At 74.9% G+C, this 14,054-nt stretch carries 10 protein-coding genes; 3 read left to right on the top strand and 7 right to left on the bottom strand.

Features of this window, described 5'->3' with window-relative positions:
* Window positions 1-29: 29 nt before the first annotated feature.
* Entirely contained in the window at window positions 30-854 is an 825-nt protein-coding gene (locus VKA29_RS17620) for a Tat pathway signal sequence domain protein (protein WP_324786786.1), read from the bottom strand.
* Between the two features lie 178 nt (window positions 855-1,032).
* Between VKA29_RS17620 and glgX the strand changes: the two genes are divergently transcribed.
* Window positions 1,033-3,255, top strand: coding sequence for a glycogen debranching protein GlgX (glgX, locus tag VKA29_RS17615; RefSeq protein ID WP_324786785.1), 2,223 nt, complete (start codon window positions 1,033-1,035; stop codon window positions 3,253-3,255).
* Between the two features lie 85 nt (window positions 3,256-3,340).
* A complete protein-coding gene (treY, locus tag VKA29_RS17610) occupies window positions 3,341-5,698 on the top strand; it encodes a malto-oligosyltrehalose synthase (RefSeq protein ID WP_324786784.1) in 2,358 nt (785 codons plus the stop codon).
* A 400-nt stretch (window positions 5,699-6,098) separates the two neighbouring features.
* Here treY and VKA29_RS17605 read toward each other — a convergent pair whose 3' ends face one another.
* The 3 genes from VKA29_RS17605 to VKA29_RS17595 form a co-directional block, all read right to left on the bottom strand.
* Window positions 6,099-6,542 carry an SSI family serine proteinase inhibitor gene (locus VKA29_RS17605; RefSeq protein WP_324786783.1) on the bottom strand — a complete coding sequence of 148 codons (444 nt, stop codon included), beginning with the start codon at window positions 6,540-6,542 and terminating at the stop codon, window positions 6,099-6,101.
* Complete coding sequence (locus VKA29_RS17600; RefSeq protein WP_324786987.1) at window positions 6,539-7,861, bottom strand: M14 family zinc carboxypeptidase; 1,323 nt, start codon at window positions 7,859-7,861, stop codon at window positions 6,539-6,541. The genes VKA29_RS17605 and VKA29_RS17600 overlap by 4 nt, the downstream gene beginning before the upstream one ends.
* Window positions 7,862-8,122: 261 nt before the next feature.
* Entirely contained in the window at window positions 8,123-8,674 is a 552-nt protein-coding gene (locus tag VKA29_RS17595) for a DUF1707 and FHA domain-containing protein (RefSeq protein ID WP_324786782.1), read from the bottom strand.
* Window positions 8,675-8,859: 185 nt separating this feature from the next.
* Between VKA29_RS17595 and treZ the strand changes: the two genes are divergently transcribed.
* On the top strand, window positions 8,860-10,605 hold the full coding sequence (gene treZ / locus VKA29_RS17590) for a malto-oligosyltrehalose trehalohydrolase (RefSeq protein WP_324786781.1): 1,746 nt from the start codon (window positions 8,860-8,862) through the stop codon (window positions 10,603-10,605).
* Between the two features lie 41 nt (window positions 10,606-10,646).
* Here the strand turns inward: treZ and VKA29_RS17585 are convergent, their stop codons facing one another.
* The 3 genes from VKA29_RS17585 to VKA29_RS17575 form a co-directional block, all read right to left on the bottom strand.
* Window positions 10,647-11,597 (bottom strand): aminoglycoside phosphotransferase family protein, encoded by a 951-nt coding sequence (locus VKA29_RS17585; protein ID WP_324786780.1) that lies wholly within the window; start codon window positions 11,595-11,597, stop codon window positions 10,647-10,649.
* A gap of 45 nt (window positions 11,598-11,642) precedes the next feature.
* A complete protein-coding gene (locus tag VKA29_RS17580; RefSeq protein ID WP_324786778.1) occupies window positions 11,643-12,767 on the bottom strand; it encodes an aminopeptidase P family protein in 1,125 nt (374 codons plus the stop codon).
* Between the two features lie 120 nt (window positions 12,768-12,887).
* Complete coding sequence (locus tag VKA29_RS17575; RefSeq protein ID WP_324786777.1) at window positions 12,888-13,523, bottom strand: PDZ domain-containing protein; 636 nt, start codon at window positions 13,521-13,523, stop codon at window positions 12,888-12,890.
* Between the last annotated feature and the right edge of the window lie 531 nt (window positions 13,524-14,054).

Below are 14,054 nucleotides of genomic sequence, written 5' to 3'. Positions count from 1 at the left end.
GCGGGTCGGAAAAGTGGACGGGCCGCGGCTCAGCGGCGGTCGAGCTCGGCGACCTTGCGGGCGCTCAGGTCGATCACGATCGAACGGGCGTCGATCCACGGGCCGTTCTTGACCTTCGGGAACAGCCGCACGCAGCGGTGCTCGCCGCACCGGTCGAGCACGGCGGGCCGGGCGCCGGGGACCGCCCGGTACACCGCGCCGTTGAACAGCAGCTGGTCCGGGGAGGTCAGTTCCTTGCCGGTGGCGTCCTTGTAGTCGGCGCGCAGGCCGGCGCCGAGCGGGTCGGCGATCAGCAGCCGGGCCGCCTCGGCGTTCTCGGCACGGCTCAGCGGCGGCTGCACGCCGTGCTGGACACCGGTCCGCACCACTTTCCCGGTGTCGAGGTCGACGGTCCTGGTGACGAGCGTGTCGTTCTTGTAGTCGTAGAAGGTGACGTCGGCGCGGCGCGGCGCGTCCGCCCCGGCGTCCGCGTCGTCCGTGTTCTCGGGGTCCGCGAGGTCCACGGTCAGGCGCTGCGCGCCGCGCTCGCCCTCGACGTCCTCGGCGCCGCTCAGCGGCTGCCGGCCGGCGGCGAGCCGCTCGGCCCGCGCGATCTCGTCGTCGGTCAGCGGGTCGCCGCCCCTGCCCCGGTCCCCCTCGGCGGGCGCCTGCTCGACGACGCCGGGCCGGACCGCGCCGTCACCGGCCTGCTGTCCCGCCTGCCGCGCCGCCCGGTCGCCCGCCCCGGTCCCCCCGCCCTCGTCGGCCCCCGCCGTCCCCGGCAGCGTGACCGCGGCCATCACGGCGGTCCCCGCCGCCGCGACGGCCGCACCGGCCACCACCTTGCCCAGATGACGGTGCACTGATCCGCGCACATTTCCCCCTGCTCCCCCTGGTCACGGGAGTGTCTGTCTGCCCCACCGGTTCGGCATACCGCGTATGCACTGGTCGACCGGTAAGAGGGACGTAAGTCATAGGTGGTTCCCTCACTTTCCGGGAGACTCGAAGTGAAGGCGCCACCGAGGGCGCGCTCCACCTGAAAGAGTCGTATCCATGCAGGTCTGGCCTGGCGAGGCGTATCCGCTCGGTGCCACGTACGACGGCGCCGGCACCAACTTCGCGGTCTTCACGGAGGCCGCGGACCGAGTAGAGCTGTGTCTGCTGCACGACGACGGCTCGGAAACGGCGGTGGAACTGCGCGAGAGCGACGCGTTCGTACGGCACGCGTACGTGCCCGGGATCATGCCCGGGCAGCGTTACGGCTTCCGTGTGCACGGCCCGTACGCCCCCGAGCGCGGGCTGCGCTGCAACTCCGCGAAACTGCTGCTCGATCCGTACGCGCGTGCGATCAGCGGCAAGGTGCGCTGGGGCGAGGAGGTGTACGGCTACCACTTCGACGCGCCCGACAGGCGCAACGACCTCGACTCGGCGCCGCACACCATGACGTCGGTCGTGGTCAACCCGTACTTCGACTGGGGCGACGACCGCCCGCCGAGGCGCGGCTACCACGAGACGGTGATCTACGAGGCCCACGTCAAGGGCCTCACCATGCGGCACCCGGGGCTGCCCGAGGAACTGCGCGGGACGTACGCGGGGCTCGCGCACCCGGTGATCATCGAGCACCTGGTGGAGCTGGGGGTGACGGCGCTGGAACTGATGCCGGTCCACCAGTTCGTCAACGACCACCGACTGGTCGACATGGGCCTGAACAACTACTGGGGCTACAACACGATCGGGTTCTTCGCCCCGCACAACGCGTACGCCTCCTGGGGCGACCGCGGCCAGCAGGTCCTGGAGTTCAAGTCGGCGGTGCGGGCGCTGCACGAGGCCGGCATCGAGGTCATCCTCGACGTGGTCTACAACCACACCGCCGAGGGCAACCACCTGGGGCCGACGCTGTCCTTCAAGGGCATCGACAACGCGCAGTACTACCGGCTGACGGACGATCCCCGGTACTACATGGACACCACGGGCACCGGGAACTCCCTGCTCATGCGGTCCCCGCACGTCCTGCAACTGATCATGGACTCGCTGCGGTACTGGGTCACCGAGATGCACGTCGACGGCTTCCGCTTCGACCTCGCGGCCACGCTCGCGCGGCAGTTCCACGAGGTGGACCGGCTGTCGTCGTTCTTCGACCTGGTGCAGCAGGATCCCGTGGTCTCCCAGGTGAAGCTGATCGCCGAGCCGTGGGACGTCGGCGAGGGCGGCTACCAGGTGGGCAACTTCCCGCCGCTGTGGACGGAGTGGAACGGCAAGTACCGCGACACGGTGCGGGACCTGTGGCGCGGCGAGCCGCGGGCGCTGGCGGAGTTCGCCTCCCGGCTGACGGGGTCCTCGGACCTCTACCAGTCCGACGGCCGCCGTCCACTGGCCTCGATCAACTTCGTGACCTGCCACGACGGCTTCACCCTGCACGACCTGGTGGCGTACAACGACAAGCACAACGAGGCCAACGGCGAGGACAACCGGGACGGCGAGAGCCACAACCGGTCCTGGAACTGCGGCGCCGAGGGCGAGACCGACGATCCGGGGATCCTGGAGCTGCGGGCCCGGCAGATGCGCAACTTCGTCGCCACGCTGATGCTGTCCCAGGGCGTGCCGATGATCAGCCACGGCGACGAGTTCGCGCGGACGCAGGGCGGCAACAACAACGCCTACTGCCAGGACAACGAGATCGCCTGGCTGCGGTGGCCGGACACCGGGACGCAGGGCGGCGGGAACCAGGGCGGCGGGACGCAGGGCAGAGGCAGACAGGGCAACGGGGCCCGGGACGGCGGGTCCCAGGGCGGCGGGACGCAGGGCGGCGGGACGCCGGATGCCGGGCTGCTGGAGTTCGCGCGGGCGATGGTCTGGCTGCGCAAGGACCACCCCGTGCTGCGCAGGCGCCGCTTCTTCCACGGACGGCCCGTGGAGGGCACCCACGACGACCTGTCCGACATCGCCTGGTTCACTCCCGAGGGCAGGGAGATGACCCAGCGGGACTGGGACTCGGCGCAGGCGTCCGCGCTGACGGTGTTCCTCAACGGCAACGCGATCTCCGAGCCGGGCCCGCGCGGGGAGCGCATCACCGACGACTCCTTCCTGCTGATGTTCAACGCCTCGCCGAAGGCGCTGGACTTCGTGGTGCCGGTGGACCACGGCCGGCAGTGGCAGGTGGTGGTCGACACCGCCCGCACGGACGGGGTGCCGCCGGGCACCGGGCAGAAGGTGCAGGCCGGCGACCGGCTGACGCTGGTCGACCGGAGCCTGACGGTGCTGCACCGGCCGGTGTAGCGGACCCGCGGCAGGACCGCGGCCGGGGAGCGGACGGTGAGCGGACGGTGACACGAAGGGCGGCTGGGCGGGTACGTAGCTTTCCATGACATCTGAGCGACCCGACCTCGCGGTGCCCACGGCGACCTACCGGCTTCAGTTGCAGCCCGACTTCCCCTTCGCGGCCGCGGCGGCCGCGGTGCCGTACCTGGCCTCGCTCGGCGTCTCGCACCTGCACCTGTCCCCCGTGCTGGAGGCGGTGCCGGGCTCGATGCACGGCTACGACGTCGTCGACCACGCGCGCGTGCGCGAGGAGCTGGGCGGCGAGGAGGGCCTGCGCGCGCTGGCGCGCACCGCGCGGGAGCACGGGCTGGGCCTGGTGGTGGACATCGTGCCGAACCACATGGCGATGTCCCCGCGCCACAACCACGCCCTGTGGGAGGTGCTGCGGGAGGGCCCGAAGTCGTCGTACGCGCGGTGGTTCGACATCGACTGGGAGGCGCAGGGCGGGCAGGTGCTGCTGCCGGTGCTCGGCGGTCCGCTCGGCGAGGAGATCGGGCGGCTGCGGGCCGACGGGGACGTCCTGCGCTACTACGACCACGTCTTCCCGCTGCGGGAGGGCACCGCGGACCTGCCGCTGCCGCAGCTGCTGGACGCCCAGTGGTACCGGCCGGCGTGGTGGCGGCTGGCCCGCACCGAGCTCAACTACCGGCGGTTCTTCAGCATCTCGGAGCTGATCGGGGTGCGGGTGGAGGACCCGGAGGTGTTCGAGGCCACGCACGCGACCGTCCTGCGGCTGCTGCACGAGGGCGTGATCGACGGGCTGCGGGTGGACCACCCCGACGGGCTGGCCGACCCCGACGGCTACCTGCGGCGGCTGCACGAGGCGACCGGCGGCCGCTGGACGGTCGTGGAGAAGATCCTGGCCGACGGGGAGCGGCTGCCGGCCTCCTGGCCCGTGGCGGGCACCACCGGCTACGACGCCCTGCGGCACGTGGACGGCCTGTTCACCGATCCGGCCGGGTCCGAGGAGCTGCTGGGCCGGTACCGGCGCTTCGCGGCGCCGCAGCCGGACCGCGGCGGGGACTGGGCGGCGACGGTGCGGCGGGCTGCGTACAAGGTGCTCACGCACGAGCTGGCCACCGAGATCGACCGGCTGACCCGGGCGGCGGGCCGGGTGTGCTCGACGTCGCCGGACCCGGCCCTGCGCGACCGGGCGCCCTGGGCGCTGCGCACCGCGCTGGAGGAACTCCTGGTGCGCCTGGAGGTGTACCGGCCCTACGCCTCCGGCGACGCCGCCGCGGTCGTCACCGAGCAGGCCGCGGCCGAGGCGCGGCTCGCCTTCGTGGTGCCGGAGGAGGCGGAGGCGGTGGACGTCGTGCGCGGCCTGGTGCTCGGGCGGTACGGCGACGGGCCCGAGCACGTGGAGTTCCGGGCCCGGTTCGCGCAGACCGCGTCGGCGCTGCGCGCGAAGTCCGTGGAGGACACGGCGTTCTACCGCTATGTGCCGCTGCTGTCGGCGACCGAGGTGGGCGGCGAGCCGGGCCGCCCCGCGGTGTCCCCGGAGGACTTCCACGCCTACTGCGCGCGCCTGCAGCGCGACTGGCCGGCGACCGGGACGGTGGTGTCCACGCACGACACCAAGCGCAGCGCGGACGTGCGGGCGGCGCTGGCGGTGCTCACCGAGTGCCCGCAGCGCTGGGCGGACGTGCTGACGGAGGTGACGCACGGCGGCACGTCCGCGCCGGACGCACAGCTGGCGTGGGCGGCGTGGCAGACGGTGTTCGGACTGGGTCCGGCGGACGGGGAACGGGTGCGGGGCGCACTGCTGAAACACGTGCGCGAGGCCGGGCTGTACACGAGTTGGACGGAGCGGGAGGCGGCCTACGAGGACGCGGTGGCGGCGTTCGTCGCGGCGGGGCCGTGCGGCGCGCCGGGTGCGCACGTCGCCGCCCTCCGCCGGGCCCTGGAACCCCACATCCGGGCGAACGTCCTGGGCACCGCGCTGGTGCACCTGACGATGCCGGGCGTGCCGGACGTCTACCAGGGCACGGAGGCCGAGTACCGGGCGCTGGTGGACCCGGACAACCGGCGGGCGGTGCGGTTCCCTCCCGAGGATCCGGGCGACAAGGGCGCGGTGTCGGCGGCGGCGCTGCGGCTGCGCGCCCGGCGGCCCGGCGCCTTCGGGTCCACGGCCGGCTACGAGCCGCTGGCCGCCGAGGGCGCCGCGGCGGCGCACTGCGTGGCGTTCGCACGCTCCGGCGAGGTCGTCACCGCCGTCACCCGGCTGTCGCTGGGGCTGGCCCGCGCGGGCGGCTGGGGCGGCACCGGGCTGTCCCTGCCGCCGGGCCGCTGGTCCGACGTGCTGTCCCCGGAGCGCCGGTTCGCGGGGCAGGTGCGCGTGGCGGAGCTCTTCGAGCGCCTGCCGGTGGCGTTGCTGGAACGGGTGGACGAAGCCGGCTGAACGGACGCGCGCACCGGCCCCGCACCGTCCCGGTCACGGCACGTCGCGGCCACGGCACCGCGGGGGCCGCCGCGCCCGCCGGGCCCACGGCACGCACGAAGGCACGCTCCGGCCACCGGCCGCAGCCGATGCCGGAACGGGTGGACGAGGCGGGCCGGCTGAACGGACGCACGCACCGGCCCCGCACGGTCGCGGCCCCGACACGGAGGGGACCACGTCCCCCTCCGCGCACGCCGGGGCGCGGCACGCGCGCGGAGACGGTCGCGCGGGACCGTCGGAGCGCCGGAGCGCCGGAGCGCCGGGCAGTACCACGGGGCTGTCCGGCGGGCTGTCCGCCGGGTGGTACCGGCGGGCTGTCCGGCGGGCCGGGCCTCCGCCGGGCGTGCGGTCCGGTGGCCGGTCAGTCGTCGTCGAGGGCGAACACCGTCCCCGTGCGGGCTTGCAGCACGCAGGAGTTGGCGAAGGTGTGGGTGTAGTCGATCGGGCGGCCGTGCCACTGTCCGCGTGCCCGGACGGTCACCGGGGCGTAGACCATCGGGCACGGGGTGTTCCGCGCCGGAAGGGCGCCGATGTCGCCGTCGACGGCGGCCAGGTCCGCGCACGCCTCGGCGGCGCGGGCGTGGCCCTGGGGCGGGTCGCACAGCAGCAGGGCATCGCGTGCGGCGCCCGCGGAGGCGTCGCGTGCGGCTCCGGCGGTGGCGTCGCCCCGGGCGACGGTGAGGTAGAGCCATTCGTCCGGGGCGTGGTGCCGGGCGGCCGCCTGTGCGGGGGCGGCGCCGGCGAGGAGGAGGGCGGCGGCCACGAGAACGTCCCGTACCGCTTTCGCCTTGAGGCTGGTCGTCATTCCCCATGCATCGGCACGGCGGCCTGCGCACCCCAGCCCGGCTCACCCGAACGGGAGACGGCGGGCGCGTGCCGGGCGGCCAGTTCGAACGCCGCGTGCACCACCCGCGTCTGGTATTCGACCTGGCGCGCGACCGGTATCCAGCGTGCCGAGCAGCCGTCGCGGTAGTCGGCGCACCACTCGTCGATGAGCCGGTCCAGCTCCGGCAGCGCCCCGGCCGGGTCGCGCCCGGCAAGCGTCAGGAGCTGGTGCAGCAGTCCGGCCGTCCGCAGGGCGACGCGCCGTCCGGCGATGCGCAGGGCGGCCAGGTGGGCGGTGCTCAGCGGTGGCAGCGGGCGCGCGACGTCCGCGACGTCGGGGTCCCAGGTGTCCGCGAGACGGGGGGAGACCAGCAGGTAGTCGTCCACCGGGGCGAGCAGGCGGGCCGCGTCGGGCACGTCCGCGAGGTACGGCCGGATGCGCGCGAGCAGCCGCCCCAGCAGCCGGGTGTCGCGCCGCAGCGTGCGGCCGGCGGTGCGCAGCAGGGCAGCCGCGTCGGCGGGCGGGGAGCCGTCCTCGACGGCGGCGACCCCCCACATGGGCGCCTCCACGACCGCCGTCACGGTGCCGTACCGGTGCGGGTGGTACCAGGTCGACTCGACGGCCGCCTCGGTGATCGCGGCGACCAGGTCGCCGGGCTGCGGCGGCGGGATGTGGTGGACGGCGGGCCCCAGAGCCGGCCAGTACAGGGTGTCGTACGGGCCGAGCTCGCGCGGGACGCCCAGGCGGGCGGCGGCCTGCGCGACGCGCGGGGCGAGTCCGGGCAGGTCGTCGGTGAGCTCGACGAAGCCGCCGCCGACGTCGACGCCGTGCAGGGAGCACTGCAGGAAGGGGCGCAGTTCGTCCTGGACGGCGAGCAGGGCGCGGGTCTCCGGCAGGGCGGCGGCCGCCGCGCCGGCGGGCAGCCATTCGGGCTGTTCCAGGAAGCCCGGCCGGAAGAAGTTCCGGAAGTACCGGCCGAGCGTGTACGGGCCCTTCAGCCATCCCTCGTTGCGGCGCAGGCCGTCGGGGTCGAGGCACAGCAGCAGGTTCCAGGTGGCGTCCGCGCCCTCGGTGAGCAGCGGGTCGGCCAGCGCCCTTTCGGCCAGCCGCAGGGCGGTCGCGCCGCCGACCGGCTCGTTGGCGTGCGGCCCGGCGACGACGAGGGCCTGACGGCTGCCGTGCCCGACGGACAGCAGCCACATGGGCGTGCCGGCCCGCGAGGTGCCGACGCGGCGCAGCCGCGCGTCCCCGGGACGGCGCGCCACCAGCGCCGCGGCGCGGGCCCCCAGCTCGTCCACGGTCGGGTAGCGGAGGAGGGGCGTCAAGGCACACCTCCACTATGCGGCGCCGCCGGTCTCACCAGGGGTACATGGCGTACGCACAGTCAGTCACGAGTTGCGGGGTACGTCAACACCGCGGAGAGGAACGCGATTTGCGCCGTCACGGCAGGCAAGCGCCGCGTCATGTTCAGGCCAACGCTGGACGCTCCGGGGCCGGAGCCTGAGCCAGGCCGGGGCCGGGCCTGAGCCTGAGTCGGAGTCGGAGTCGGGACGGGCCGCTCAGTCGGCCGCGAGCCGGAACGACATCGTGCCGAAGCCGACCTGGTCGCCCTCGCGCACCACGGCCGCGCCGATGACGCGCCGGCCGTTGACGGTCGTGCCGTTGGTCGAGCCGAGGTCGCGCAGCACCCAGGTGCCGCCGTGCCGGCTGAGTTCCGCGTGCACCCGCGAGACCGTCTCGTGGGTCAGGCGCAGCCCGTTGACCGGATCGCGGCCTATGCGCAGCGGGTGGCCGTCGCCCGGGTGGGGCAGCAGCAGCTTGGGCAGCCGCTCGATCTGCCAGGCCCGGCGCAGCCGTACGGTGAATCCGGAGACCGCCTCGACCGTGCCGAACACCACGCGCGAGAAGCGGCTCTCCCGTTGCAGGTCGGCGGTGAGCGCGGCGAGCTCGTCGGCGCGGCGGGCGGCGAGGGCCAGTTCCATGCGGCGGACGAACGTGTCGTGCGACAGCCGTCCCATGGCGACGCCGTCGCGCAGCACCTGCAGCGCCTTGTCGCGCTCCGCGTCGGAGAGCCGCGCGGGGTAGGTGGAGAACTCGAAGGACGACGTCACGTCCGTGATTGTCGGTCAGCGGACCAGCGGGTGTCCAGAAGACGGGAAAGTCGGGAGGACGGCCGCCCACGCGCACGCGTGGCGACGACACTCGCCGCGAAAGACGGGATGCGAGGGCGGATCGATCTCGTTTCAAGCACCATGGACGGGCTACATCACGGTGAGCAGACGAAGGGGAACCGTCCGTGCAGTTCGAGGTGTGGGCACCGAAGGCCGGCCGTGTGACGCTCCATTGCGACGGCGCCGCGCGCGCGTTGGAGCGCGATCCCGAGCGGGCGGGGTGGTGGCTCGGCGAGGCCGAGGCACGGGACGGCTCGCGGTACGGCTTCGCCCTCGACGACGGCCCCGTACTGCCCGACCCGCGCTCCCGCCGGCAGCCGGACGGACCGGACGGCCTGAGCGCCGTCGTCGACCAGGGCCGCTACGCCTGGCGCACGGAGTGGGCCGGGCGCCCGCTGCCCGGCGCGGTCCTGTACGAGCTGCACGTCGGCACGTACACCCGCGAGGGCACCCTGGACGCGGCCGCCGAACGGCTCCGGCACCTCGTCGACCTGGGCGTCACGCACGTCGAGTTGATGCCCCTGTGCCCCTTCCCCGGCCGGCACGGCTGGGGTTACGAGGGAGTCTCGCTGTGGGCCGTGCACGAGCCCTACGGCGGGCCCGAGGCGCTGAAACGGTTCGTCGACCGGGCCCACGAACTCGGCCTCGGCGTGGTCCTGGACGTGGTGCACAACCACCTGGGCCCGTCGGGCAACTACCTGCCGGAGTTCGGCCCGTACTTCACCGACACCCACCACACCCCCTGGGGCGTGGCCGTGAACCTGGACGCCCCGGGGTCGGACGAGGTGCGGGCCTACCTGCTGGGAAGCGCTCTGGCGTGGCTGCGCGACTACCGGCTCGACGGGCTGCGCCTGGACGCGGTGCACGCGCTGAAGGACACGCGCGCGTGCCACTTCCTGGAGGAACTGTCGACGGCCGTCGACGGCCTCGCGGCGGAGACGGGCCGCCCGCTGTTCCTGATCGCCGAGTCCGACCTGAACGACCCCAGGCTCATCACCGCCCGCGCGGAGGGCGGCCTCGGGCTGCACGCGCAGTGGAACGACGACTTCCACCACGCCCTGCACACCGCGCTGACCGGCGAGTCGCAGGGCTACTACGCCGATTTCGCGCACGCCGGCCTCGGGGCGCTCGCCCGGACGCTGACGAACGGCTACTTCCACGACGGCACGTACTCCAGCTTCCGCGGCCGGCACCACGGGCGTTCCCTGGACCGCACCCGGGTGGCCGGTCACCGGCTCCTCGGCTACAGCCAGACCCACGACCAGGTCGGCAACCGCGCCCAGGGCGACCGGCTCGCCGCCTCCCTGCCGCCCGGCCTGATCGGCTGCGCGGCCACCCTCACGCTGACCGCGCCGTTCACGCCGATGCTGTTCATGGGCGAGGAGTGGGCGGCCGGCACTCCCTGGCAGTTCTTCACCGACCACACCGACGCCGAGCTCGCCGAGGCGGTACGGCGCGGCAGGCGACGGGAGTTCGCGGCACACGGCTGGGCCGAGGAGGACGTGCCCGACCCGCAGGACCCGGCGACCCGGGAGCGCTCCTGCCTCGACTGGAGCGAACCCGAGCGGGAGCCCCACGCGCGTGTGCTGGCCTGGTACCGGCGGCTGATCGCGCTGCGGCACGAGCAGCCCGACCTCACCGACCCCGACCTGGCCGACATCAAGGTGGCCCACGACACCGCGGAGCGCTGGCTCGCCTTCCGTCGCGGTGACGTCCGGGTGGCCGTCAACCTCGCCGAGAAGCCGGCCGCGATCCCCCTGGGACCCCGGCGGGCGCGTGTGCTGGCCGCGTGGGAGCCCGTCGAGCCGCCCGGCGCGGACGGAGTGCTGCACGTGCCGGCCCAGTCGAGCGTGGTGCTGCTGCAGGGCTGACCGACCACACCGACGCCGAGCTCGCCGTGTCGTCCCGGGTTTCAGAACCCGTCGTCCGAGCCGTCCTCGCGCAGCTCCGTCGCCCGTTCCAGGAGGATCGCCTCCCAGGCCCGCCGCAGCTGGGTCCGCAGCAGCGGCAGCGGGCCCGCGTCCTGGCCGCCGAGGCGTGCGGCCAGCCGGATCACCGTGTCGCAGCGGGCGAGCCACAGGCCGCGCAGGCAGGGCCGGGCGCCGTAGCCGGCCAGGGTGGCGGCGCGCACGGCCGCCGGGGAGCCGACGGCGAGAGCGAGGCCGGCGATGTCCTCGGCGGGGTCGCCGACGGCCGCGCCGGACCAGTCGAGGACCCCGCGCACCCGCCCGTCGGCGGTGGTCACCAGGTGCTCGCCCCTGAGGGCGTGGTGGACCAGGACCGCGGTGCCGGACTGGGCGGCGAGCTGCGCCGCGGCCGGACCGGTCAGCTGGGCCATCCGGCCGGAGTCGAACTCGTCGGCGGCGCGGAGTCGTTCGGCCGCCTGCACGGCCATCCGGCGCAGCGCCTCCAGGGAGCGCGGAGCGGTGCGCGGGACGCCGAGCGTCTCGGCCTGCCGGACCGGCACCTCGCGCAGCCCGCCGAGCAGCCCGGCGAGGTCGGCCTCGCCGACGGCCGACACGTCGTGCTCCTCCGCCGTGCCGCCGGGCAGCTTCGCGTCGAGCGTGTACGTCAGCCCGGGCGCCCACTCGCCGCGCGCCACGCTCGTCGGCACGGTGACCGGCAGGTGGGGCCGGACCAGCTCGCGCAGCCGCAGCTCGCGGCGCTGGCGGACGACGGCCTCACGGTCGAGGGCGAGACGCAGCACGTGCCTGCCGCCGACCCACCAGGTCGAGTGCCCGCCGCCCTCGGTGACGGGCCGTACCTCGGGTCCTGCGGTGCCCGTGCCGTCCGCGCCCTCCTTGAGCAGGGTGCGGACCAGCCGGCGGACGGTGTCCGCGGTGGGTGTCGGTGCCTGGGTCATGGTCGCGCCGTCGTCGTCGGGGATGTGCCGGTCTTCCGGGGTGGTTCACTCCACTATGGCCATCTCCCGGGTGGTGGTGTTCAGGCGGCGGCCGCCGTCCTCGGTGACCGTGACGATGTCCTCGATGCGCACGCCGAACCGGCCGGGCAGGTAGACGCCGGGCTCCACGGAGAAGCACATGCCGGGCACGAGGGGCTGCCGCTCGCCCTCGATCATGTACGGCGGCTCGTGCGTGGTGACGCCGATGCCGTGGCCGGTGCGGTGGATGAAGTACTCGCCGTATCCGGCGTCGGCGATGACCGCGCGGGCGGCCCGGTCGACGTCCTGGCAGGGCACGCCGGGACGGACCGCGCGGAAGCCCGCCTCCTGGGCCTCGCGTACGAGGTCGTGCACCCGGCGCTCCTCGTCGGTGGGTTCGCCGACGTGGACGGTGCGGGAGGTGTCGGAGCCGTAGCCGTCCTTGAGGCCGCCGAAGTCGAGGACGACCATGTCGCCGCGCTGGATGACGCGGTCGCCGGCCTCGTGGTGGGGGTCGGCGCCGTTCGGGCCGGAGGCGACGATGGTGAAGTCGACCTGCTCGTGGCCGTACTGCCGCAGCAGGGCGGCGAGGTCGGCGGCGACCTCGGACTCCCGGCGGCCGCCGAAGGTCACCTTGCGGATCTCCTCGAACGTCCGGTCCGCGGCCGCGCCGGCGGCGGCCAGCAGCCGCAGTTCGGCGGCGTCCTTGACCCCGCGCAGCATCGGCAGGGCTTCGGTGAGGGAGGCGTAGGAGGTGCCGGGCAGCGCCCGCTGCAGCCCGAGCAGGTGCATCGCCCAGGCGTTGTCGCTGATGCCGAAGCGTCCGTCGACGGCTAGGAGGGCGGCGGTGGCGGCGTACGGGTCCTTGCCGTCGGTCCAGTCGCGCAGGCTCATGGCGGGCGCGCCGGGGGCCTTGGCGGCGTCCGGGGCCTCCAGGGTGGGCACGACGAGGACGGGGGTGCGTCCGGGGGCCAGGACGAGCAGGGTGAGCCGTTCGGTGACCGGGGGCGCGTATCCCGTGAGCCACACCATGTCCGGCCCCGGCGCCACCAGGAGCCCGGCGAGACCCGCGTCGGCGGCCGCGGCCGCGGCGCGCTCCATGCGGGCCCGGTAGTCGTCGGCGGTGAAGGGCGAGGTCGTGCTGCCGGTCATCCGGGCCTCCTCGAGCAGGTGAAGGGATCACTGTGTCACGCTCAGCATCCTGCCCGTACGCGGGGAACGGCGCGAGCCGGTTACCCGGTTCCGCGGGTGTTTCCCGTCCCGCGGGGCGGGTCAGGTCACGACGCCGGGCACGACCGTCAGCTCCTGCCGGGCACCGTTCCGGTGGCGCACCGTCAGCGTCACCCGGGAGCCGGGGCGGGTCCGGGCGACGGCGGCGGCGAGGTCGGCGGCCGAGCCGACGGGGTTACGGCCCAACGCGAGGAGCACGTCACCCGTGACGAGGCCCGCCGAGGCGGCCGGACCGGGGACGTGGACGGCGACCACCAGCGCGCCGGTCTTCCTCTCGTCGCCCCTGCCGTCGATGGCGTCCGTGCGGGTCACGGCATCCAGGGCGTCCACGGCCTCCACACCGAGGGTCGCGGGCGCGGCGACGGGCGCCGCGCCCGGTGCCGACGGGGCGGGCGGCGCCGGGCGGGCGGGGGACGGCGCCGCCGGGGCCGCGTGGCGTCCCGCGCGGGCGATTCCGTCCAGGCCGGCCGGGCCGATCGCCGTGGCGCCGAGGATGCCGAGGCCGACCCCGGACAGCAGCAGGACCGTCCCGGCGATCAGCCCGGAGAGCACGGCCCTGAGCCGCCGGAGCCGCCTCCGGGTGGCGTGCGGACGCCGGGCGGGGGGTGGCACGGCCGCCGAGCCGTCGCCGGGCGGGCGGCCGGGCAGCGGCTTGGGACGCAACGCGGTCTGTTCCATCGAAGGCCTCCGGCTGACGCGGATCGGTTGCGCCGGGTGCCCTACCCGGCGGACCGGCGCGCGACGAGCCACGAACGAGTGAGACTGCCCAGGGGCGGAACCGGGTCACGGCCCGCGACCGCGGGCAGGGGCCGGTCGCGGCCAGTGCCGTGAGGTTGCGTACGTCGGCACACCGTGGCACGTCGAGGGGCGGAAACGGGCCCGCCCTTCGCAGCCCACAGTCGAGCCGACGGGGGTCGCTGAGTGCGCCATGGCGCAGTGCCGGCGGCTGCGACCCAGGGCGGCAGCACGACCCGCACGCCGGGCCGCCCGACGAGCCCGCCCGCCGGACCGACAACAGGCACCCGCCCCGGGCTCCGGCGCGTCCGGCCGACAGACACCGGCAGGGCACCGGGACGCCGACCGGAGCACCAGGCCGGGCAGGCGCGGCCGGGCCGGCAGCACGACCCGCAGCCGGGCCGCCCGACGAGCCCGCCCGCCGGACCGACAACAGGCACCCGCCCCGGGCTCCGGCGCGTCCGGCCGACAGAC

Source organism: Streptomyces sp. H51 (assembly GCF_035656535.1).
Lineage (GTDB): Bacteria > Actinomycetota > Actinomycetes > Streptomycetales > Streptomycetaceae > Streptomyces.
This window is presented reverse-complemented; position numbering and strand designations above follow the sequence as displayed.